We start from the raw sequence: 20812 nt of genomic DNA on the forward strand, positions 1-20812 counted from the left end.
CGTCACGTCGTCGGAATCAAAACGCAACGCCCACGGCCCCGTAGGCCCCGGCACGCACCATACGATCAAGCCCGATCACGACTCCTGTCAGGAAGCTGGAAGAGGGTGGACCGTGCGCCACAACGCCCGGACGATCGTGGCGGTCATGGCCGCGCTGGGGCTCACGGCCGGGCTGTCCGGCTGCGGCGGCGACGCGGACGCGGAGTCGGGGACGGTCTCCCTGACCGTCGTCGCGACCAACTACGGCGACAGCGTCCACAAGAACTCCGAGGGCTACTGGGACCGGGTGGCCCTCGCGTTCGGCGCCGAGCACCCGGGGATCGACGTGAACGTCCAGGTCCACGACCCGGACGAGGTCGACGCGAAGGTGGCGGAGCTCATCGAGCGGGGTGACGCGCCGGACATCGTGCAGACGGACAGCTACTCGGAGTACGCCGCGCGCGACCTCCTCTACAGCGCCGACGAGGTGCTGTCGGTCCCGGTCCAGGCCTCCTTCGTGCGGAGCCTCGCGAACGCCGGGGAGATGGACCGCGCCCAGTACGGCATGCCCTTCACCGCGAGCACCCGGCTGCTCTACTACAACAAGGGCCTGTTCGCGTCGGCGGGCCTGGAGCCCCCGACGACGTGGGACGAACTCCTCGAGGACGCACGGGTGTTGAAGGCGCGGGGGGTGAAGTACCCGATCGCCGTGCCGCTCGGCCCGGAGGAGGCGGAGGCCGAGACGCTGATGTGGCTGCTGGCCGGCGACGGCGGCTACACCGACTCCACCAACCGTTACGACATCGCCTCCGCCGCCAACGTGGCGACGCTGACCTGGCTGAAGGAGAACCTGATCGGCGAGGGTCTCACCGGCCCGGTCCCACCCGCCGAGCTGAACCGGGGCGAGGCGGTCGAGGCGTTCCTCACCGGTGAGGCGGCCATGGTCAACGCGCCGCTGTCGCTGATCCGCCAGATCGAGGACTCCTCCGACTCCGTGCCGTACGGGGCCGTACCGCTGCCGAGCCGCGACGGCGACGAGACGCCGACGATGGGCACCGCGGACTGGGTCGTCGCCTTCCGCGACGACGACCACCGCGCCGCCATAGGCCAGTTCCTCGACTTCCTCTACACCGACAAGTACGTGACCGAGCAGGCCGCCCAGTACGAACTGCTCCCCGTCACCACGTCCGCCGCCGACGCGATGCGCGCCGCCAAGGCCCACAAGCCCCTGTGGAACGGCCTCGACACCCTCCAGAACCTCCGCCTCTACCCCGTCGCCGAGACCAACTGGTCCAAGGTGGCCACCGAGATCCGCCGCCGCATCGGCAAGGCGGTGTCGCCGGACGGGAACCCCCGGGAGGTTTTGGAGTCGATCGCGAGGGTGGCGCGCTGAAGGACCGATGAGAGGTCCGAAGGGGGCTGGTGAGGGCTGGTTCGGGTGAGGGGTTCCCGGCGTCGCCTGTCGCCGGGGCGCGCGCCCGCGCCCGAGCCCCGAACAAGCCGATCACCCGCGCGCCGCCGGTGCCGTAGGGTGCGCGGGTCGGTCCGGCGGAGAGGTGGTTCGGAACATGGCACCCGGTGCGGTGACGCGGGAGCGGTTGGCGAGCGCGGCGCGGGCCGCGCTGGGCGGCGGTCGGCGGCTGGAGGCGGTCGAGCGGGTCGCGGGCGGCAGCAAGAAGGGCGTGTACCGCCTGGTGATGGACGACGCGACGACCGCGATCGCCTACCTGTGGGACGACGCCGAGAACTACTGGCCGGCCGCCGAGGGGGACGACGACCTGACCGACCCGTTCTCCCCCGGCCTCGGGCTCGATCTGTTCGAGGCCGCGCACACGCGGCTGACCGCGCTCGGCGTCCGCGTCCCGGCGATCCGCCTCGTCGACCGCGAAGGCGGCGCCCACGGCCCGGCCGATCTCGCGATCGTCGAGGATCTCCGGGGCGAGAGCCTGGAGGACCTGCTCGCGCGCGACCGTCGCGCGGCCGCGCCGGTCATGGCCCGGCTCGCGGAGTCGCTGGCCGCGATGCGGGCTCACCGGGCACCGGCGTACGGCAAGGCGGCCGTGGTCGACGCGGGCGGCACCTCGCGCGGTACGTCGTGCGAGGGCGTGGTGCTCGACCGCGCGCTGCGCGACCTCGCCGAGGCGGCCTCGCGCGACCCGCGGATGGCGGGGGCCCGCGACCGGTTGGAGGAGCGGCTGCTCGGCCTGGCGGCGGCGGTGCGGCCGCGTGCGGAGTACGCGGTCGTGCACGGCGAACTGGGACCCGACCACGTGCTGGTGGACGCGGACGGGAACCCCGTGGCGATCGACATCGAGGGGGTGATGTACTTCGACGTCGAGTGGGAGCACGTGTTCCTGCGCATACGCCTGCACGACGACTACCGGCCGCTGGAGGTGGCCGGGTTGGACGAGGACCGGCTCGCGCTCTACCTGCTCGCGCAGCGGCTCTCACTGACGGCGGGGCCGCTGCGGCTGCTCGACGGGGACTTCCCCGACCGGGCCTTCATGGCGGACATCGCCGAGCACAACCTGCGACAGGCGCTGGAACTGGTCGGCGTGTGAATCCCCGGTGCCGCGACTCGTTCACGGTGGTCTCCGCACGGGGTGAACACCGCCCCAATTTGCACCGACACCGTCGGCACGGTGAGCGAGATCTTCGAGGCGTTCAGCAAGATTCTTGCGAGGAACCCCGGGTGTTTACGCCTGGGAGGAATCGCATCGTGTGGTGGCGACGCGGAGCGTCGCAGTGGCCGGGAGTTCGGGCGCGGAGCGCCCGTAGAGCTGCGGCGAAGCTGGGGCAATGTCGAACGTACAGCCGGTGGGTCGCTGAATGGCGGGACAGGTGTGCGGAAGTGGTCTGTTTGTACGGGCGACTGTGTAGGTTCGGGTGCCATGAAGCTGGTGGTGCAGGTCAAGCTGTTGCCGACGCCCGTACAGGCGGCGGCGCTTGAGGCGACCCTGCACGCCTGCAACGAGGCGGCGTCCTGGGTGTCCGGGGTGGCCTTCGCCCAGGATGTGAAGCGGAACTTCGCGCTGCGCGAGCACACCTACCGAGAGATCAAGCAGCGGTGGGGCTTGGGCGCGCAGGCTGCCCAGCACGTCATCAAGAAGACCTGCGACGCCTACCGCACGCTGGCGGCGAATGCGAAGGCCGGGAACCTGGGCAAGCCGTGGTCCAAGCGGTACCGGCGGGCCACCGAGAAACCGATCACGTTCCGGCCCGAGGGTGCGCAGCCCTATGACGACCGGATGCTGTCCTGGCAGATCACCGACCGCACCATCTCCCTCTGGACCCTGTCCGGACGGGTGAAGGAGGTTGCGTTCACCGCCTCCCCGGAGCAACTGGCCCGTCTGGCCCTGTACCGCAAGGGCGAGTCCGACCTGCTGTACCGGGACGGCATGTGGTTTTTGAACGCGACCTGCGAGATCCCCGAAGCCGAACCGAACGCGGATCCGGACGGCTTTCTCGGTATCGACCTGGGGATCGTGAACATCGCCACCACCTCGGACGGTCAGATCATGGCCGGGCGCGAACTCAACCGGGGACGGCTGCGCGAACGCACCCTGCGCACCAAGCTGCAGAAGAAGAACACCCCGTCCGCCAAACGCCGGCTGAAGAAGCGGCGGCGCAAGGAGGCCCGGCGGGCCAGGGACATCAACCACAAGATCGCGAAGCATGTGGTGGCCGAGGCAGAACGCACCGGACGCGGAATCGCCCCCGAAGAACTGACGGGCATCCGCGCACGGGTACGGCTTCGCAAGCCCCAACGGGCCACCCACTCCAGCTGGAGCTTTGCCCAGCTGGGGACGTTCATCGCGTACAAGGCCAAGAAGGCCGGGGTGCCGGTGGTGTACGTCGACCCGGCGTACACCTCCCGCACCTGCGCCGAATGCGGCCACATCGACAAGGCGAACCGGGTCTCCCAGGCCTGGTTCGCGTGCCGGTCCTGCGGAATCGTTGATCACGCAGACCGCAACAGCTCCCGCAACATCCGCGCCCGCGCGGAAGAGTTGTGGCGACGCGGGGCGCAGTCAACCGCCCCAGACCCACCCCCGACATCCGAGGGCGGGACAGGACGCAAGCGCAGCACCACAGCCAGTGGCGCCCGCTCTGCAAGCCCGGGACTTTAGTCCCGGGTCGTTGACCCAGAACACACCGCTCACTCGGGCCGGCGAGCCGGAGGAGGTGGCGGAGGCCGTGGCGTTCCTGGCCTCGGACAGGGCCAGCTACGTCACCGGTGCGGTGCTCGTCGCCGACGGCGGCTACGTCGCGACCTGAGACGCCGACCGAGTGATTCAGGGTAGGACGTGCGCGCCGGGTGCGGGCGGTCAACTCGGGTGACTCACAACGGACTTGACGATCGGCCGCTTTGTCGAACTGACAGCTGGCGGACAGTTTCCGTTTCTAGAATGCCGTGTCCATGACAGACACGCCAATGCCCCTAGAGGCACCCGAGGCGACTTCGATCGGTCGCCGTACCGTCCTGATCGCCACCGGCGCCACGGCCGCCACCCTGGCCGTCGGCGCCGCCGCGACGCCTGACGCCCTCACAGGCCCGACGGCCGCGACGGCGGCCACGGGGAACACCGCCCCCGTGGCCGCCGCGGCCGTCTGCACCCTCACAAAGGAGATGACCGAAGGCCCCTATTACCTCGACGGACAGCTCGTCCGCGCCGACATCAGGGAGGACAAGACCGGCTTCCCCCTGGTGCTCACCCTCACCGTCGTGGACGACGACACCTGCGCCCCGCTCAGCAACGCCCTGGTGGAGATCTGGCACTGCGACGCGCTCGGCGAGTACTCCGGCTTCGTCGGCGACAATGGCAATGACGAGCCCGACAACGGCACGTTCCTGCGGGGTCGCGCGGATCACGACGGTCTACCCCGGCTGGTACCGGGGCCGGTGCGTCCATATCCACCTCAAGGTGCACACCGACGTCACGCTCACCTCCGACAGCTCGTTCACGGGCGGCCAGGAACTCCACACCGGTCAGCTCTTCTTCTCCGAGACCGTCACCACCCGCGTCGCCGCGCTCTCCCCCTACTCGGCGAACACGGTCCCCCGCACGACCCTCGCCCAGGACTCCATCTACGACGAGGGAGGCGAACGCCTCCGGCCTTGCTCACCCTGACGGCCCTGGGCACGTCCCCGACGGCCGGGTACGCGGGGTCGCTGACGGTGGGGGTGGAGTCCGGCCGACCTAGAGGGCCCCGACGGCCGCGACGGCTCCCTCCCGGACCGTGCGGGGGAGGGGGCCGGGCCGATGCCATGTCGCGGATCCCCTCGGCTGATCGGCGGACGGAAACCGATCAGCCGAGGTCGGGCGAATCCGATCACCATCCGATCGAATTCATACGGTTACGACCAGGCGTGATGTCCTCTCGATCCACTGGGTACTCATCGGGCGAGCACGGCTAGCGTGGGCGAGGTGCGGCAGTTCGCCTTTGACTCGCAGCGCCCCGTGCCCGTGCCCATCGACCCCATCGAGAGGAGGCGGCCGTGATGCCGGGCGGGAAGAGAGACGGCGGGGTCCGCGCGACAGGCGGAGCGGGCCGCGACGCCCCGGCCCTCCCTCCCGAAACCCTCCTGCTGAAACGCCACTTCACCGGAGAGAACCTCCCCCAGGTGCGGGCCCAGGTCGAGGACACGGCCGCGGCGGCGGGCCTCGGCGGCGTACGGCTCGGCGAGTTCACCCTCGCGGTCAGCGAGATCGCGGCCAACGCGGTCGAGCACGCCGGCGGTCAGGGCCGCCTCGAACTGCGCCTCCTCCCCCACGAGTTGGAGTGCCGCATCACCGACAACGGCCCCGGCTTCACCCCCGCCATCCCCGAACTCCTCCCCGGCCTCACCGACACCTGCCCCGGCCGCGGCCTCTGGCTCGCCCACCTGGTCACGGACCGCCTGACGGTGACGACGGACGTGACGGGGGCGGGGGCGGAGGTCACACTGGCCGTGCGGCTGGGGTGAGTGTCGGCGGACCTTCTCCTGGTCACAGTGGCTCGGCGTCTGCTGGCTACGGTCGGTCCATGCAGTGGATCACCCTGATCAGCACGATAGTGGGCGCGGCGATCGCCACGGGCTCCGCCCTGCTCCTGGACCGTCAACGCTGGAAGCGAGAGCGCCTGGAACGGGAGACACAAGCGCGTCGCACTCTTTACGGGGAGTACCTGGCCAGTCTGTCCGAGGCTCGGCACACGTGCGGCAACCTAGCCCGGGACCCGGACATGGAGCCGTCGGTACGCCGGACCACCGCCCGTCACGCCTTCGGGCCGTGCATCGGACTCAGATACCAGATGACCATCAGCGCGCCCGGCCGCGTCGTTGACGCTTCAGAGGATGCTTTCCGCCGCCTGCGCGACCTCCGCGACCGGGTCATGGAGGGAGTACTCGCCACCGAGCCCGTGTACGTGGAGGGACGCCTGGCCTACAACGACGCCCTCGCCGTACTCCGTGCACGCATGCGAGAGGATCTGCACGTCGGTGGGGACGACGCCGCGCCCTGAGTTCGTGTCGTACGCCAGCACTCCACCCGTCACTCGTCATCCCCGGAGGCACGTCCAGGACTCCTGCCGGGGATGCGCCCGAGAGACGTCCCTACGTCCAAGGGGCCAGGAACTACCCCCTCCCCACGATGCGCGACGTTCCAGGCGAGGCCTGGACCGACTGACGGCAGTCGGGCGCGGCCGGAGGTGTCGGCTCACCGTCGAGTGCACGGCACAGTGCGGCGTGCAGATGCTCGGCCTCGGCGAGGGTGAGGGTCAATTCGGCCTCCGTGGCTTGGCCGTCGGTGAGGGACAGACGCAGGGGTACGGCGAGGCGGTCGTCAGCAGTGCGGCGTACCGGCCGACCCGGTGGGCGTTCGATGGTCCAGGTCATGGTGCCGTCGCCCTTCCGATGCGCGCGAGGCGGTACGAGCCCCAGAGCCGCCGTCCGTCCTCGCAACCGTCCTGAGCCTTCGGCGTGCCTTTGCAGCCGACTGCGCACTTGCGGGTGTGTTCGAACCACAACCGGTAGGCGCGCAGCATGGGGAGCTCGGCGCGAGGGGCGGTGGACCGGCGCTTCTGTACGTCCGTCATGGGCGCGTCTCCTCGGCCGACCGTGCCGCGGCACGTGAGTTGCGGCGCACGTCGGGTGGCAGGAGGTAGACGCCGACAAGGCAGCTGGTGATGTCGTCGGCGGTGATCGCGGGGAGTTGGCTGTGCGGCCACGGGTGCGGGGCCCTGCGACGGCGGGCGCTTGCGAAAATCGCGGCCCAGATCTCGGGGGAGGGACGGGGCGCGGGTGGAGTCGGCACAGGTTGCAGCGTCGCAACACAGGGGGTGCGGCGGGTTTCGCGTGAGCCGAAGGGCATCGCCCTCACCCATGTGAGTACGCGTGTGACGAGGTGCATCGTCGGTCTCCTAGGCAGGTCGGTCGAGCCACGCAGCCGTTCGGCGCTCGCCAGGTTTCGCGTGCCGGGGCGGCTGGTCGCGTCACCACCCAGGCAATCAGCAGCCGGAGAGCGACTGCGATGCCGGAGCAATGCAAGAACGATGAAAGTCGGCCGAGGGTGGGTGAATCGACACCAAGGGCGGGGCACACCTGACGTGGGAGCAGTACTGTCGCCGAATTCGTCACCTCGGACACCGCCCGGAGCCTGAATGGCTGATCGCCGCAAAATCCCCAATCCGCGACTGCGCGCGGTACGCGAGGGTGACTTCCAAATGTCGCGCCAGGAGTTCGCGCATCTGATCGTCGCTACGGGCGAGGAGATCGGGGAGGTGGTCGCCTGCAGTTCACGCTTGGTGGCCGCATGGGAGGACGGCGAGGTCCGACTCCCACGAGGGGTCTACCGACGCATCCTCACCCGGTTGACCGGGTGCACCATGCAGGACTTGGGATTCCGCCTCGAGAGCCCGACACAGCGCGTCGCGTCGCCTGTCACAGGCATAGGGGCGAAACAGCAAGGTCCGGTGGACCGCCGCGTATTTCTCACCGACAGCGCGGGCGCAGCGCTGTCGCTCCTCCCCCTCGCCTTCGCCGACAGAACCAGGAGTCCGCAGGGGAGGATCGGGGAAGGAGACGTCCAGCGCCTCCACGGAACAGTCGCCACCATCTATGCGCACGATCACGACCACGGCTCCTCCGCCCTACTGCGCGGCGACGCCGGTACAGCGCTGAACACTGCCTACAACTGGCTGCAGAGCGGATCGTTCACCGATACCACGGGGCGTAGGTTGCGCTCCACCACCGGGCATCTGTCCATCGCCGCCGGGTGGCTCAGCTACGACTCCGGTCGCGCCGCTGACGCCCGCTCGCTTTACGGCGAAGCCCTGGCCGCCGCGAGGTTGGCGGACGACCCAGCTCTGGAAGGACATGCGTTCGGTTGCCTCTCCCTGCTCGCCAAGGCCAGCGGGCGGCCCAGGGAAGCCGTATCCGCCGCTCAGGGCGCGCAGAACGCGGTCCGTACATACGGTTCGGCCTGGATGCTCAGCCTCTTCTCGATGCGCGAAGCAGGTGGTTGGGCCCTGCTCGGCGACGCCGGCGCGGCAGATCGGGCCATCGTCCGCGCCCACGATCTTTACTCCAGGGGCCCTGCCGAGGCGGACCCGGAATGGCTTGAGTTCTACACCCCGGCCGAACTCGCCGGGCTGGAAGCACTCGCCCGTGCTGACCTCGACCAGCACGAACGAGCCGCTGCCGGAGCCGAACAGGCCGTCATGTTGCACGGCGACCGGTTCACGCGGAACAAGGCCCTGTACACAGCCGACGTCGCGATCCAACATGCAGTGAGCAACCGGCCGGAGCCCGAAGCTGCGGCCGAAGCAGCCCGGCGAGTGCTCGCCTATGTGCCCCAGGTACGTTCCGACCGTCTGCTCCAGCAGTTGCACAACGTGGAGAGCGCGCTCCAGAGGCACTCGAAACTACCTGCGGTCGCTGAGTGGCTGGAGGAGTACCGCACCATCGCCCGTACTGGCTGAGGAGGAGACGATGACCACCCCGAGCACCCGTGCCGACGTGGTGATCAGGTCCTATGGCCCAGGTCAGGTCCCCCCACTCGTGGACGTCGTCGCCGACATCTGGGCCGATGCCCACCCGGAGTTGGTCGACATACCAGGTGCGGAAGCACTCGGACTTTCCGTCCCCGCGCTGCACCGCCAGCTCACTGGGCACCTCAAACACGCAGGCTTCGCTCTGGTCGTCGCGTACGCCGCCGGCACGGCGGTCGGGTTCGGGTACGCGTTCCCGTGCGACGCTGCGTACTGGTTCGGTGCCGACCTGGTCGACCAGGTGCCCGAGGCCGCCCGGACCGAGCGGCTGATGGGCCTGTGCGAACTCGCCGTACGTCCGCCCTGGCAGTCCCAGGGCATCGGCTCCCATCTCCACGCCGAACTCCTCAAGACCATCGCCCCCTCCTGGTCGTCCCTCCTCGCCCTGCCTTCCAACCGTCGGGGACAGGACCTGTACGCCCGACTCGGCTACGAATACGCGGGCCCGTACCGCAACACCCCCGACGGCCCCGAGTTCGACCTGCTGCTTCTGCGCGTAGGAACACGGCTCAACTCGTGACGCTCGCGGGCAGGCAGAATGAGGGCCCAAATACACGGCGCAGGAGTGAATATGACGATGTATCTGGTTGAGGACGACGGGCGATGGGTCAAGCACTCCGGGGAAGCAGGGCACAGCGGAACGGAATGGGGGCCTGCCGACTTGGAGCGCGCGGCCGTCTTTCTGGGTGAACTGTCGCCGCAGGCTATGCAGGTGTTCGAGTATCTGCTGCGCAACCCCGGCCGGGAAATCCACTGCACAGAACTCGTGGACGAGGCTCTGGGCGGAGCCAACGGAGTCGATCCGGCGCGTCGGGTCGCGGGTGTGTTGTCCGGGATGAGCAAGGCGCATGACAACAGCGATCGGCGCTACCCGTTTGTCTGGTGGGAGGCCCCCCAGGGGCGTGCGGGCGCGACGTACGCGGTCAGGCCCTCGGTGGCGGCGGTGTTCCTGGCCGCTCGGCTCGGGCGGTGACACCGGGGCCGGAACCGGATCGCCAAGTGGGTGATCCGGGCACGTCTTCGCGAACGTGAGATCAGGGAGGGCGTATGGAGCCGTCGGAGCTTCGGCGCGCGGTTGAGGCGGGGTGGGCGACCGCCTCGGGGCTGGGGCTTCAGGTCGACGATGTGGTCGTCGTCCACGATTCGGACCGTGTCGCGCTGCGTCTGGTTCCCTGCGATGTGCTGGTTCGGGTCGCGCCCGTGGGGCAGCTGGCCGAATCCGAGTTCGAAGTGGAAGTCGCTCGCCGTCTCACTGATGCCGGGGCTCCGGTGGCGGAGCTCGAACCCCGGGTCGAGCCACGGGTCCATGTGAGTGATGCCTTCGCCGTCTCGCTGTGGACCTACTACGAACCGCTGGGGGCGGAGATCTCGGCGGCCGACTACGCGGACGCGTTCCTGCGGCATCACGCCGTCCTGCGCCGGATCGATCTGGACGCACCGCACGTCACCGACCGAGTTGCCGCGGCCCTCAGAGAGGTGAACGACCGGGAGCGCTCCCCCGAGTTGCCCGATGCCGACCGGGAACTCCTCAGCGACACACTCAGCGACACACTCAGTGGGCTGCGCACCGCGCTCGGCGGCGAGCAACTGCTGCACGGCGAGCCCCATCCGGGCAACCTCCTCAACACACGGCGCGGCCCGCTCTTCGTGGACCTCGCGACGTGTTGCCGTGGGCCGGTCGAGTTCGACCTCGCCCACGCGCCCGAGGACGTGGCCCAGCACTACACCGGGGCCGACCACGGCCTGATCCACCGGTGCCGCGCCCTGAACTGGGCGATGTTCTCAGCCTGGCGATGGCGCCGGGACGACCGGATGCCCGACCGGGGCCACTGGAGAGTGGAGGGGCTCAACCGGGTCCGTGCCGCACTCGATCGCCGCGACCCAAGCTGAACTCAGAACACGGCACACGGCACACGGCACACGGCAGAACACAGGACAACAACCCCGGGGACAGCCGTTACCGGCGGGCCGCGACCCGCTCGTCGAGGCCCGTCGCGTCCTCCCCCGCCTCCCCGAGGGGCTTCGGCGTCACAGCCCTCTCCTTCAGGTGTTCGCGGATCGAGTACGTGAGCGCCGCCGCCCACAGTGCGTACACCGTCACGTAGACCACCGTGCTCACAGCCCCCGACGCCGCGAGCCAGTCGCTGTTCAGGAGGGTGCGGGTGTTCGTCGCGATGATGACTCCGCCCACCGCCGAGCCCAGGACCCGCGGCGGGACCAGGCGGACCAGCCACGCGGCGATCGGCGCGGCGATCAGGCCGCCCAGCAGGAACGCGGCGACCCAGGCCCAGTCGAGGCCCTGGGAGCCGAGGGAGAAGAGGAAGCCCAGGCTCGCGGAGACCGCGACGAGGAACTCGCTCGTGTCGATGGAGCCGATGACCTTACGGGGTTCCATGCGGCCGCTGGCCAGCAGCGCCGGCGTGCCCACCGGGCCCCAGCCGCCCCCGCCGGTCGCGTCCAGGAACCCGGCGACCAGGCCCAGCGGGGACAGGAACCGCTTCCGCAGCGGCTGACCGAGGCGTTCCTTCGGCAGGCCGCGCAGGGTGAAGCGGGACAGGACGTACACGCCCAGGCCGAGCAGGATCAGCGACATCAGCGGGCCGGCGGTCTCCGTGGAGAGCGACGAGAGGACCGTCGCGCCGAGGAACGCGCCCACCGCCCCCGGTACGCCGATCCTGGCGACGACCTTCCAGTCCACGTTCCCGAACCGCCAGTGCGAGGCGCCCGACATCAGGGTCGTGCCGATCTCGGCGAGGTGCACCGTGGCGGAGGCGGCGGCCGGATTGGTGCCCATGGCGAGCAGCAGCGTCGTCGAGGTCACTCCGTAGGCCATGCCCAGGCTGCCGTCCACGAGTTGCGCGCCCAGGCCCGCAAGCGCGAGCAGTACCAACGTCCGCATGCGTCCTTCGTCCCGTCTTCCGCTTCCGTCGCCGCTGTTCCCCGGCTTCCCTGGCTTTCCGGGCTTCCGGGGCTTCCCGGGCTTTCCCACCGGTTAAGTAGGGATGGGCCGAACGGCAACGGTACGAGAGCAAGCTGAGGAATGGCTGAGGACGAGGTGACGATCCTGTGCACGGGCACCCGGCGGAGCCCTCCTACGGGTTCTCCCAGGCCGCCGGTTCCGCCGCCAGTTCCTTCACCGGCACGGGCAGCGCGTTCGCCGCGATGTCGGCGACCGTGACGCCCTCCAGGATCCGGCGGACGTTGGCCCGCAGGGCGATCCACAGCGGCAGCAGCGGCTCGGCCGAGCCGGTGTAGGTCAGGCCGGTGGGTCGTTCGCCGCGCACCGACACGATGGGCCCGTCGACGGCCCGGATCACGTCGGCGACGGTGATGGCGGAGGGCTCGCGGGCGAGCAGGTACCCGCCGCTGCCGCCCCGCCGGCTGGTGACCAGGCCGCCCCGCCGCAGGTCCGCGAGGATGCCCTCCAGGAACTTGTGCGGGATCTCCTGCACGGTCGCGATGACTTCCGCCTTCACCGGACCGCCGTCCTGCCGTACGGCGACTTCCAGTACCGCGCGTACGGCGTAATCCGCCCGTGCCGAGATCCTCATGCGGAACATTGTCGACCACGCGGACGCCCCGGCGGTCCCGCGCCCGGCAGGGGGCGCGGGCCCGGTCACGGTCTCTCAGCCGAGCCGGATCACGTTCCACGACAGCGGCTCGAGGGTCGTGCTCAGCACGCCGTCGCGCAGCGCCGCCCCCTCCACCACCCGCGGGGCGACCCGCTCCGGCTCCGTCAGTGTGTTGCGCGCGTCCGGGTCCGCGTCGGCCAGCACGCTGTGCTCGACGACGCGGGTCAACTCCAGGCCGTTCAGGGCGACTTCGAGCGGCAGCGGCCGCGTACGGTCCCGGTTGACCGCGAAGACGGTCACCGAGCCGTCCTCGGCCCGCACGGCCGTCGCGTGCAGCAGATCCGCCTCGCCGTACTTCTTCGTCTCGTAGGTCGGCGAGTCCACCCGTACGTCGAGCACCTCGCCCCGCCCGTACTTCGACGCCTGGGCGAACGGGAAGAACGTCGTCTGCCGCCAGGCCGGCCCGCCGGGCTCGGTCATGATCGGGGCGATGACGTTGACGAGTTGGGCGAGGCAGGCGACGGTGACGCGGTCGGCGTGCCGGAGGAGCGCGATGAGGAGCGAGCCGAAGACGACGGCGTCGGTGACGCTGTAGTTGTCCTCCAGGAGTCGGGGGGCCTCGGCCCAGTCCCGCGCGCCGGAGTTCTCGATCGCGTGCCACTCCGAGATGTACCAGACGTTCCACTCGTCGAAGGAGAGGTTGATCTTCTTCTTGGACTTGAGCTTCGCGCCGATGTGGTCGGCGGTCGCGACCACGTTGTCGATGAACGACTCCATGTCCACGGCGGACGCCAGGAAGGAGTCGATGTCGCCGTCCTCGGGCTGGTAGTAGGCGTGCAGGGAGATGTGGTCGACGAGGTCGTACGTCTCCTCCAGCACCGTCGCCTCCCAGGCGGCGAACGTCGGCATGGACTGGCTGGAGGAGCCGCAGGCGACGAGTTGGACGGTCGGGTCGATCTGGCGCATCGCGCGGGCCGTCTCGGCGGCGATACGGCCATACTCCGTCGCCGTCTTGTGGCCGGTCTGCCAGGGGCCGTCCATCTCGTTGCCCAGGCACCAGAGCTTGATGCCGAAGGGGTCCTTGTCACCGTGGGCGACGCGGAGGTCCGAGAGGGCGGTCCCGGCGGGGTGGTTGGCGTACTCCTGGAGCTCCAGCGCCTCGGCGACGCCCCGGGTGCCGAGGTTGAGGGCCATCATGGGCTCGGCCTGGGGGCCGACCTTCTTCAGGAAGGCGATGTACTCGGAGAGGCCGAAGCGGTTGGTCTCGGTGGAGCGCCAGGCGAGGTCGAGGCGGCGCGGGCGGTCCTCGACGGGGCCGACGGAGTCCTCCCACTTGTAGCCGGAGACGAAGTTGCCGCCGGGGTAGCGGATCGTGGTGACGCCCAACTCGCGGACCAGGTCCAGTACGTCGGTGCGCAGGCCCGCCTCGTCGGCGGTGGGGTGGTCCGGTTCGAAGATGCCGGTGTAGACGCAGCGGCCGAGGTGTTCGACGAAGGAGCCGAAGATACGCGGGTTGACCTCGCCGACCTTGAAAGCGGGGTCGAGGGTGAAGCGGGCGGTGCGGGTCATTTTCTGGGCGGCCCTTCAATACTCGGTGCTCGGCGTGCGCTGTTCGATGCGCGTTGTTCGGTATTACGGATGCTGCTCGTTGCGTCGAACCGGACGCTATGGTCGATGTCAGGGCCAGTCAATGGGGTCTCGCGGCTGGGTGAGGCGTGCGCCTGCCCGTCTGCCGGGCGTGGTCGTCGGGAGAGTGCGGGTCCGGTGGGGGCTGGTCGCGCAGTTCCCCGCGCCCCTGACGGAGCGCTGCGCGACCATCGTTGGTCGGAATTCAACGATCGTTGGAATCTCGTGGTGCGGGCAGGCGGCGGCACGTAGGGTCGGCGCGTGTCTGCGCTTCCCGATCCCCTTGCCGAGACCCTGACGCGACTCGACGCCCGTATCACGGAGGCCGGTGCCGACCGCGGCCGATTCCTCGACGCGGAGGCCCTCGCGGAACGTACGGGCCTCGGCGCGGACGAGGTCCGGGCGCTGCTCGGCGGGGCCGCGCCGGTGGCGGAGCGGGTCGACGACCGGGTGCGCCGGCGGGTGCGGGCGGTGCACGAGGCGTACGTCGCGCGGAGCGGGAAGCGGGCCGGAGAGGTCGGCCGGGAGGTCGCGCGGCGGCTCTCGATCAGCCCCGAGTGGGCCCGGCAGCTGCTGCTCGGCAGGAAGATGCCGAACGTGCCCGATCTGACCGAACTCGCGGAGTTCTTCGGGATCGAGGAGGGCGTCCGGTTCTTCACCGACCCGGCCGCGACCGTCCTGAACCGTGAACTCGGGCGGGTCCTCGCGGAGCTGGAGGAGGACGCGGACGACGACGGGCCGCTGGTCGAGTTCGCCACCCGGCACGGGGTCGTCACGCTCGCGCTGCGCGGGCAACGGCTCACCCGTCGCCAGCAGGAGGCACTCGCTGTCATGCTCGAAGGGCTGCTCGGCATCGACGACGAGGAGGCCCGGCGATGAGGCGTGGGGTCCTCGGCAGGGTGCGGGACGCGTTGGTTCCGTCGCGGTCCTCCGCCGAGATGCGGAAGCTGACGGCCGGGCTCAGCAAGGCCGTGCGGGGGAGATTCGACGCGCCCGTCGGCGTACGGGAGTTGGGCGCGGCGCTGTGCGCGGAGATGAGCGCGCGGCGGGGCGGGCGGCCGGTGGAGCTGCGGTTCGAGCGGTTCCCGGACGGGATAGGGGTGACCGGACTGTGGATGGAGTTCCCCGACTTCGATCTGGTGATCGTCGAGGAGCGGGCGGAGACCGTGCAGCAACTGGTCATCCTGGGGCATGAGTTGTGGCACATGCACGCCGGGCACTGCCATCGCCATCTGCCGGGTGCGGAGGCGGCGGCGCTCGCTGCCGCTGACCCGGGCGCACCTGGGGCACCGGGCGCGCCGGGCGAGCGGGCGTCCGCGCTGCCGCCGCTCTCCCCCGAGTTGTCGGCCGCCCTCGGGCAGGGCGGTACGCCCATCGCGGCCCGCAACGGTTCGCACGCGTCGGACGAGCAGCAGGCCGAGGACTTCGGCCACCGGCTCGCGACCGCCTTCCGTTCCTGGGTGGACACCGGGCAGGCCGGGTCCGCCGGCGCGGCCGGAGCCGCCGGAACAGGCGGGTCCGGGGACACCGTCGGGCAGGCCATCCAGGCGTCGCTGGGCTACCGCAGGCACGGGAGATGAGGGGAACGGCCGTGCCCGCCACCACGACCGGGACCCTCGGCGCCGGCGGTCCCGCCGACTTCTTCTCCGAGCTGTACATCTCGTTCTGGATCCCCACGGCCGTCCTGACCGCCGCCCTGGTGATCAAACTGCCCAGCATCGTGAAGCTGTGGCGGGACTCGCTGCTGCGGGCGGTCGGCGGGCTGCTGCTGCTCGCCTGCTGTGTGTTCGTGTTCGCGGTGCCCTCGGTCATCGCCTGGACCAACCAGGTCGTGGGCGTGCCGAACGTCGCCGCGCCCTGGGTGTACTCCCTGATCACCGCGTTCTGCGCGTGCTGTCTGCTGCTGATCGCCGCCTGGCGCGACGGCCCCGCCGACCGCTCCCGGGCGACCCGTCGGCTCATGCGGTGGGTCGTCGCCGTGTACGCGGGGGTGATCGTCGTGCTGTGGGTGCTCTTCGCGCTGGCGGACGTCCCCCGCGAGCGGCTGCGCGACCTGGACACGTACTACGCCACGACGCCCTTCATGCGGGAGGAGATCCTGCTCTACCTCGTCGCGCACTCGGTGGCCTGCCTGATCACCTACCGGCTGATACGGAACTGGGTCCGCGCGGAGAGCCTGGACGTGTGGCTGCGCGGCGGCCTGCGGGCGCTGGGCCTGGGCTGCGCGCTCAACCTGGTGTTCGACGCCGCGAAGCTCACGGCGGTGATGGCCCGCTGGACGGGGCACGACCTGGACTGGCTGAGCACGGACGTGGCGCCGCCGGTCGTCGCCGTGGGAGCCATCTGCATCGCGGTGGGCTTCATCCTGCCGCACGGCGGCCAGTATCTGCAGGACCGCTGGCGGGTGCGGACGAGCCACCTCCGGCTGCGGCCCCTGTACCTGCTGACCAGGGCCGTCGACGACTCCCGCGTCCCGTTCACGCTGCGCGCCACACCGGAGCTGCGGCTCACCCGCCGGGAGACGTTCATCCGGGACGCCCTGCTCCGGCTCGCCCGTCACCTCGACGAGGATCTGCGGCGCCGCGCGTACGACGCCGCGCTGGACCTCGGGCACGACCCCCGCCGGGCGAAGGCCCTCGCCGCCGCCGTCGCGGTCCAGGACGCGGTGGCGACGCGGAGGAGTTCGCCGGACGACGCGACGACGGCCACGCTCACCTCGGGGCCGCTCGTCTTCCCGGGGCCGGGGCTGGGGCCGGGGGCGGGCTCGGGAACGGGTACGAACTCGGGCTCGGGCGAACCGGAGGCGTCCGGCCGTACGGCCTTCCCCGAGCTCACGGTCTCCGCAGACCCCACCGATCTGCTGCAGGACATCGAGGCCCTGTCGCTGGTTCTGCGCGAGCCGGCCGAGATCGAGGCGGTACGCGCGGCACTCTCCGCCGCCTCTCCGGCGGAGAGCCGCTGAGGTGGGCCGTGGGTTCAGCCGGCGAACGCCGGCTGGGTGAGGCCCTTGCCCGCGCCCGGTACGACCAGGAGGGAGCCCGACAGGGGGTGCGGGGTGTCCGTTCCCGTGCGGGCCGTCGTGATGTAGAGGTCGGTGAGGTCGGGGCCGGCGAAGGCGCAGGCGGTGGGGCGGGGGGTGGGGAGGGTGATGACACGGTCGAGGGTGCCGGTGGGGGTGTAGCGGCGGACCGCGCCCCCCTCCCAGAGCGCGACCCAGACACAGCCCTCGGCGTCGACGGTGAGGCCGTCGGGGAACCCCGCGCCGTCCTCGACGGTGACGAAGGGGCGGCGGTCGGTGGGGAGGCGGACGCCGCCCTCGGCCTCCCGGTAGTCGAAGACGTCGATCCGGCGGGTCGGCGAGTCGATGTAGTACATCAGCCGGCCGTCCGGGCTCCAGCCCGTGCCGTTGCTCACGGCGACGTCGTCGAGGACGGTCGTGGTCAGGCCCTCGGCGGTGAAGCGGGCCAGGGTGCCGCCGCCCGGGGCCTCGTCGTAGCGCATGGTGCCGGCGAAGAGGGAGCCGTCCGGGGCGACGGCCGCGTCGTTGGCGCGGCGGCCCGGGACCGGCTCGTGGTGCAGCCACCGGAAGGAGCCGTCGGGGTCGGTCAGGCCGACGCCGTCCCGGAGGTTCAGGACGAGGCCGCCGCCGGCGCGGGGCTTGACCGCGCCGACGTGCTGCTCGGTGACGAGGACCGTGCGGCGGCCGGAGGCCGGGTCGTAGGTGTGGACCCGGGAGCCGAGGATGTCGATCCAGATCAGGCGCTGGGCGGCGGCGTCCCAGGTGGGACCCTCACCGAGGGCCGCGTACTCCCGGACCGCCACCTCGTAGGACGGGTGACTCGTGTGCGCGCTCATGCGACGCTCCGGTGGCCGAGGCGCTCGGACAGTTCCGCGGCGCCCTTGGCGGCGAGCTGCTCCAGCTCGATCCGGCGCTCGTCGCTCCAGCGGATCATGGGGACGGAGATGGAGAGCGCGGCGACGACCTTGCCCGCGCGGTCCCGGACCGGCGCGGCGACGCAGGAGACGTCCGGGTTGGACTCGCGGTTCTCCACGGCGAGACCCCGCTCACGGATCCGGGCCAGGGCCTCGCGCAGAGCGGCCGGGTCGGTGATGCTGTTGGGGGTCATGGCGAGCAGGTCGGCGTCGTCCGGGATGCGGGCGTTCAGCTCGACCTCGGGAAGGGAGGCGAGGAGCATCTTGCCGACGGAGGTGCAGTGCGCCGGGAGGCGGCGGCCGGCGGCGGAGACCATGCGCACGGCGTGCGTGGAGTCGACCTTGGCGATGTAGATGACGTCGGTGTACTCCAGGATCGCCACGTGCACCGTCTCGTCGCAGGTCTCGGCGACGGACCTGGCCACCTGCTGGCCCTCGGCGGCGAGGTCCAGCTGCTCGGCGTAACGGCTGCCGAGCTGGTACGGGCGGACACCGAGGCGGTAGCGCCCCGGCTGGCCCTGCACCTGGACGATGTACCCCCGGGCGGCGAGCGTGGTGACCAGCTCGTGCACGGTGGTACGGGGCAGCTGGAGTCTGCGCACGATGTCGGGGGCGGACAGTGTGCCGTCCCCGTCCAGGAAGAGCTCCAATATGTCGAGCGCCCGGGTCACGGCAGGTACGAGGCGTCCCACGGCCGGCCCCCTCCCTCTGTCTGTCGGTTCGGTGTTCTGTCTACGGCGATGCGCCTGCGGCGATGTTCGAAATTTCAACGGTCGATCGGCATGACGAACACAGGCTAGTCATAGTGCGTTGACCGGGCAATAACCGCGGACGATCGAGAGGGGTGTGGTGGGGGTTGGGCGCGTTGTCGGGTGCGGGTGCGTGGGGCTTCTCGCGCAGTTCCCCGCGCCCCTAAAAGACCAGGCCCTGCGGGCCTGAAAAGCACGGGGCGCAGCCCCTGCTTTTCAGGGGCGCGGGGAACTGCGCGAGAAGCCCCACCGGAGCCGCACCCGCCGACGAACCCGCACCCCCGAGCTACTAGGCGCCCCGGTCACCGCCTCCCGCGCGGATCCCCCAGCTCCCCCCGCAACCGCTGCGCCCGAAGCACCAACTCCAACTCGAACCGGCGATCGGGATCGTCGATCTCGTCGCCCCAGAGTTCCCGGATCTGCCGAAGACGATACCGAACGGTTTGCGGGTGCACACCAAGCCGCGTGGCGATCTCCGGCGCACCGCCCCGCGTCTCCAGCCACGCGAGCAGCGTCTCGGCGAGCCGGCGGCCGTGGGTGGGGCCGCAGTGGGCCAGCGGCGCGAGGCACCGCAGGGCGAGGTCGTCGATCAGTTCCTCGGGCTGGAGGAGGACGAGGGCCTCGGTGTGCTCGGTGCAGTGCAGCACCTCCCCGGCGGGCAGCAGCCGCCGTTCCATCAACCGCACCGCCGCCTCCGCCCAGCGCAGCGACTTCGCCGCGTCGGCCAGCGGCACCGGCGGCCCGATCGCGCCGGACCAGCCGGTCAGCGCGCGGTGCAGGAGTTCGGGGCGGCCGGCCGCGTCCGGTTCGGGGACGACCATGCGGGGCTGCTCGTACTCCATGTCGAGCAGGACGCCCTGCCCGACGGCCGGTGCCATGGCCTCACGGGCCGGGCGTAACAGGACCCCGACCGCGACCTTCTCCGGGAGGGCCCAGCCGATCCGGGCCGCGCGTTCGGCGAGCGCGTCGGCCGGGTCGCCCCGATGGTGCTCGGCGAGCAGCAGCTCCATCAGTCGGCGTTGCAGTCGCAGACGCTCGCCCGCCTGCCGGGCGGCCGCCTCCGCGTAGCCGCGCACCGACTGGTCCACCAGGCCGTCCAGGTATTCGTATCCGGCGTCGACGAGCTCGTACATGGCGGGCGGCGGGATCTCCACGCGCTGGCCGATCTCCGCGAAGCGGCGCCAGGCGAGGCGTACGCCGAGCCGGTAGATCGCCTGGAGCGAGTCGAGGCTGCGGCCGTTGAGGCCCTCGCCGCGGCCGAACTCCTGGAAGACACCGGGAGGGACACGGGGGCGGCCCTCGGCGGTCTCCAGGTGCTGCACGAAGACCTCGATCGCGCGGCGGATGCCGATGAGGGCCATCGGTTCGCCGGAGTCGTCGAGGACGACGGGCAGATGCGGGTACTCGCGGCGGATCTCGCCCAGGATCTCCTCGGCGAGGGCGGGGGCCTCGGCCATGGCGATCGCGGCGAACTCGCGCACCTGGAGGCGCGGCACGTCGTGCCACGCGGAGCGGACCGTCACGGTTCCCGGCACACCGGTCACCCCTCAGCGCTCCTGACCGGCGTTCTCGTACGTGATGAGCGGCGTGTTCGGCTGGTCCGGCGTCGCGTCGAGCAGCGCGACGATGCCGAACGCGGCCCCCAGCGCGAGAGCGGCGGCGGCCACCATGGTGAGCACGGCGGCGAGCAGTCTGGACATCGCAGGGTCAGCCTCTCGGTCGACAGGTCGGCCCCACCCAGGCACCCCGCCGACTCAGTGTCAGCAATGCATTGACACTGCGTCAAGACTCCGCCTACGGTTCCCGGCCCATACGCAACCCGTCGGTAGCCCGATGCGCAGCCCATGTTCTGCCCCCCTGCCCGCCCCCACCGCACGCGCACCTTCCCTGGCGTCGTCTTTGCCGCACGTCTACCCGAGCCGC

General features: G+C 70.8%; 22 protein-coding genes and 1 pseudogene. 14 read left to right on the plus strand and 9 right to left on the minus strand.

What is annotated here, in order from left to right; genetic code table 11:
* Positions 1–112: 112 nt before the first annotated feature.
* The 7 genes and pseudogenes from L3078_RS14305 (at position 113) to L3078_RS14335 (ending at position 6483) form a co-directional block, all read left to right on the plus strand.
* The gene (locus L3078_RS14305; protein ID WP_239753977.1) at positions 113–1372 is read left to right on the plus strand and encodes an ABC transporter substrate-binding protein; all 1260 of its coding nucleotides are present in this window, start codon (positions 113–115) and stop codon (positions 1370–1372) included.
* 175 nt (positions 1373–1547) lie between these two features.
* Positions 1548–2540, plus strand: coding sequence for a phosphotransferase family protein (locus L3078_RS14310; protein WP_239753978.1), 993 nt, complete (start codon positions 1548–1550; stop codon positions 2538–2540).
* A gap of 330 nt (positions 2541–2870) precedes the next feature.
* On the plus strand, positions 2871–4109 hold the full coding sequence (locus L3078_RS14315; RefSeq protein ID WP_239760313.1) for an RNA-guided endonuclease InsQ/TnpB family protein: 1239 nt from the start codon (positions 2871–2873) through the stop codon (positions 4107–4109).
* A 10-nt stretch (positions 4110–4119) separates the two neighbouring features.
* Positions 4120–4257 (plus strand): annotated as a pseudogene (locus tag L3078_RS14320) (SDR family oxidoreductase); the annotation flags it as partial.
* Positions 4258–4609: 352 nt separating this feature from the next.
* Positions 4610–5398, plus strand: a complete 789-nt coding sequence (locus tag L3078_RS14325) for a dioxygenase family protein (protein ID WP_420864167.1) — start codon at positions 4610–4612, stop codon at positions 5396–5398.
* 84 nt (positions 5399–5482) lie between these two features.
* Positions 5483–5947 (plus strand): ATP-binding protein, encoded by a 465-nt coding sequence (locus tag L3078_RS14330; protein ID WP_239753979.1) that lies wholly within the window; start codon positions 5483–5485, stop codon positions 5945–5947.
* 59 nt (positions 5948–6006) lie between these two features.
* Complete coding sequence (locus L3078_RS14335) at positions 6007–6483, plus strand: hypothetical protein (RefSeq protein ID WP_239753980.1); 477 nt, start codon at positions 6007–6009, stop codon at positions 6481–6483.
* A 112-nt stretch (positions 6484–6595) separates the two neighbouring features.
* On the opposite strand, the gene L3078_RS14340 is transcribed toward L3078_RS14335, so the two are convergent.
* Entirely contained in the window at positions 6596–6856 is a 261-nt protein-coding gene (locus L3078_RS14340) for a hypothetical protein (RefSeq protein WP_239753981.1), read from the minus strand.
* Positions 6853–7056, minus strand: a complete 204-nt coding sequence (locus L3078_RS14345; RefSeq protein ID WP_239753982.1) for a hypothetical protein — start codon at positions 7054–7056, stop codon at positions 6853–6855. Before L3078_RS14345 ends, L3078_RS14340 begins: the two co-directional genes overlap by 4 nt.
* A 564-nt stretch (positions 7057–7620) precedes the next feature.
* On the opposite strand from L3078_RS14345, the gene L3078_RS14350 reads away from it, so the two are divergent.
* The 4 genes from L3078_RS14350 (at position 7621) to L3078_RS14365 (ending at position 10899) form a co-directional block, all read left to right on the plus strand.
* On the plus strand, positions 7621–8940 hold the full coding sequence (locus L3078_RS14350; protein ID WP_239753985.1) for an NsdA family TPR-like regulatory protein: 1320 nt from the start codon (positions 7621–7623) through the stop codon (positions 8938–8940).
* Between the two features lie 10 nt (positions 8941–8950).
* Positions 8951–9529 carry a GNAT family N-acetyltransferase gene (locus L3078_RS14355; protein WP_239753987.1) on the plus strand — a complete coding sequence of 193 codons (579 nt, stop codon included), beginning with the start codon at positions 8951–8953 and terminating at the stop codon, positions 9527–9529.
* A 51-nt stretch (positions 9530–9580) separates the two neighbouring features.
* Complete coding sequence (locus L3078_RS14360; protein WP_239753989.1) at positions 9581–9982, plus strand: DUF6416 domain-containing protein; 402 nt, start codon at positions 9581–9583, stop codon at positions 9980–9982.
* 74 nt (positions 9983–10056) lie between these two features.
* Positions 10057–10899 (plus strand): phosphotransferase, encoded by an 843-nt coding sequence (locus L3078_RS14365; RefSeq protein WP_239753992.1) that lies wholly within the window; start codon positions 10057–10059, stop codon positions 10897–10899.
* 67 nt (positions 10900–10966) lie between these two features.
* On the opposite strand, the gene L3078_RS14370 is transcribed toward L3078_RS14365, so the two are convergent.
* The 3 genes from L3078_RS14370 to arfA form a co-directional block, all read right to left on the minus strand.
* Complete coding sequence (locus L3078_RS14370) at positions 10967–11908, minus strand: sulfite exporter TauE/SafE family protein (protein WP_239753993.1); 942 nt, start codon at positions 11906–11908, stop codon at positions 10967–10969.
* A gap of 193 nt (positions 11909–12101) precedes the next feature.
* Positions 12102–12560, minus strand: a complete 459-nt coding sequence (locus tag L3078_RS14375) for an RrF2 family transcriptional regulator (protein WP_239753994.1) — start codon at positions 12558–12560, stop codon at positions 12102–12104.
* Positions 12561–12635: 75 nt separating this feature from the next.
* A complete protein-coding gene (arfA, locus tag L3078_RS14380; RefSeq protein ID WP_239753995.1) occupies positions 12636–14150 on the minus strand; it encodes an arabinosylfuranosidase ArfA in 1515 nt (504 codons plus the stop codon).
* A gap of 318 nt (positions 14151–14468) precedes the next feature.
* Between arfA and L3078_RS14385 the strand changes: the two genes are divergently transcribed.
* Genes L3078_RS14385 through L3078_RS14395 form a run of 3 tightly spaced genes read left to right on the plus strand, consistent with a single transcriptional unit; the run spans position 14469 to position 17169 of the window.
* Positions 14469–15086 carry a transcriptional regulator gene (locus L3078_RS14385; protein WP_239753996.1) on the plus strand — a complete coding sequence of 206 codons (618 nt, stop codon included), beginning with the start codon at positions 14469–14471 and terminating at the stop codon, positions 15084–15086.
* A gap of 59 nt (positions 15087–15145) precedes the next feature.
* Positions 15146–15787, plus strand: coding sequence for a toxin-antitoxin system, toxin component (locus tag L3078_RS14390; protein ID WP_420864168.1), 642 nt, complete (start codon positions 15146–15148; stop codon positions 15785–15787).
* Positions 15784–17169: an MAB_1171c family putative transporter gene (locus L3078_RS14395; protein WP_239753998.1), complete on the plus strand. Its 1386-nt coding sequence runs from the start codon at positions 15784–15786 to the stop codon at positions 17167–17169. Before L3078_RS14390 ends, L3078_RS14395 begins: the two co-directional genes overlap by 4 nt.
* Before the next feature lie 14 nt (positions 17170–17183).
* Here L3078_RS14395 and L3078_RS14400 read toward each other — a convergent pair whose 3' ends face one another.
* The 4 genes from L3078_RS14400 to L3078_RS14415 all read right to left on the minus strand — a co-directional run bounded on the left by L3078_RS14400 (position 17184) and on the right by L3078_RS14415 (position 20589).
* The gene (locus L3078_RS14400; RefSeq protein WP_239753999.1) at positions 17184–18062 is read right to left on the minus strand and encodes an SMP-30/gluconolactonase/LRE family protein; all 879 of its coding nucleotides are present in this window, start codon (positions 18060–18062) and stop codon (positions 17184–17186) included.
* Positions 18059–18832, minus strand: coding sequence for an IclR family transcriptional regulator (locus tag L3078_RS14405; RefSeq protein WP_239754000.1), 774 nt, complete (start codon positions 18830–18832; stop codon positions 18059–18061). The genes L3078_RS14400 and L3078_RS14405 overlap by 4 nt, the downstream gene beginning before the upstream one ends.
* Before the next feature lie 359 nt (positions 18833–19191).
* Positions 19192–20433, minus strand: a complete 1242-nt coding sequence (locus tag L3078_RS14410; RefSeq protein WP_239754002.1) for a PucR-like N-terminal domain-containing protein — start codon at positions 20431–20433, stop codon at positions 19192–19194.
* A gap of 3 nt (positions 20434–20436) precedes the next feature.
* Entirely contained in the window at positions 20437–20589 is a 153-nt protein-coding gene (locus L3078_RS14415; protein ID WP_239754004.1) for a hypothetical protein, read from the minus strand.
* Positions 20590–20812: the final 223 nt, after the last annotated feature.

The sequence above is a fragment of the Streptomyces deccanensis genome (assembly GCF_022385335.1).
GTDB classification, from domain to species: domain Bacteria; phylum Actinomycetota; class Actinomycetes; order Streptomycetales; family Streptomycetaceae; genus Streptomyces; species Streptomyces deccanensis.

What these genes read in the sequence shown, in the direction of transcription:
- L3078_RS14310 (WP_239753978.1), top strand. Translation starts at nt 1,548, where the DNA reads ATGGCACCCGGTGCGGTGACGCGGGAGCGGTTGGCGAGCGCGGCGCGG.
- L3078_RS14315 (WP_239760313.1), top strand. Translation starts at nt 2,871, where the DNA reads ATGAAGCTGGTGGTGCAGGTCAAGCTGTTGCCGACGCCCGTACAGGCG.
- L3078_RS14325 (WP_420864167.1), top strand. Translation starts at nt 4,610, where the DNA reads ATGACCGAAGGCCCCTATTACCTCGACGGACAGCTCGTCCGCGCCGAC.
- L3078_RS14330 (WP_239753979.1), top strand. Translation starts at nt 5,483, where the DNA reads ATGCCGGGCGGGAAGAGAGACGGCGGGGTCCGCGCGACAGGCGGAGCG.
- L3078_RS14335 (WP_239753980.1), top strand. Translation starts at nt 6,007, where the DNA reads ATGCAGTGGATCACCCTGATCAGCACGATAGTGGGCGCGGCGATCGCC.
- L3078_RS14340 (WP_239753981.1), bottom strand. Translation starts at nt 6,856, where the DNA reads ATGACCTGGACCATCGAACGCCCACCGGGTCGGCCGGTACGCCGCACT.
- L3078_RS14345 (WP_239753982.1), bottom strand. Translation starts at nt 7,056, where the DNA reads ATGACGGACGTACAGAAGCGCCGGTCCACCGCCCCTCGCGCCGAGCTC.
- L3078_RS14350 (WP_239753985.1), top strand. Translation starts at nt 7,621, where the DNA reads ATGGCTGATCGCCGCAAAATCCCCAATCCGCGACTGCGCGCGGTACGC.
- L3078_RS14355 (WP_239753987.1), top strand. Translation starts at nt 8,951, where the DNA reads ATGACCACCCCGAGCACCCGTGCCGACGTGGTGATCAGGTCCTATGGC.
- L3078_RS14360 (WP_239753989.1), top strand. Translation starts at nt 9,581, where the DNA reads ATGACGATGTATCTGGTTGAGGACGACGGGCGATGGGTCAAGCACTCC.
- L3078_RS14365 (WP_239753992.1), top strand. Translation starts at nt 10,057, where the DNA reads ATGGAGCCGTCGGAGCTTCGGCGCGCGGTTGAGGCGGGGTGGGCGACC.
- L3078_RS14370 (WP_239753993.1), bottom strand. Translation starts at nt 11,908, where the DNA reads ATGCGGACGTTGGTACTGCTCGCGCTTGCGGGCCTGGGCGCGCAACTC.
- L3078_RS14375 (WP_239753994.1), bottom strand. Translation starts at nt 12,560, where the DNA reads ATGAGGATCTCGGCACGGGCGGATTACGCCGTACGCGCGGTACTGGAA.
- arfA (WP_239753995.1), bottom strand. Translation starts at nt 14,150, where the DNA reads ATGACCCGCACCGCCCGCTTCACCCTCGACCCCGCTTTCAAGGTCGGC.
- L3078_RS14390 (WP_420864168.1), top strand. Translation starts at nt 15,146, where the DNA reads ATGCGGAAGCTGACGGCCGGGCTCAGCAAGGCCGTGCGGGGGAGATTC.
- L3078_RS14395 (WP_239753998.1), top strand. Translation starts at nt 15,784, where the DNA reads ATGAGGGGAACGGCCGTGCCCGCCACCACGACCGGGACCCTCGGCGCC.
- L3078_RS14400 (WP_239753999.1), bottom strand. Translation starts at nt 18,062, where the DNA reads ATGAGCGCGCACACGAGTCACCCGTCCTACGAGGTGGCGGTCCGGGAG.
- L3078_RS14415 (WP_239754004.1), bottom strand. Translation starts at nt 20,589, where the DNA reads ATGTCCAGACTGCTCGCCGCCGTGCTCACCATGGTGGCCGCCGCCGCT.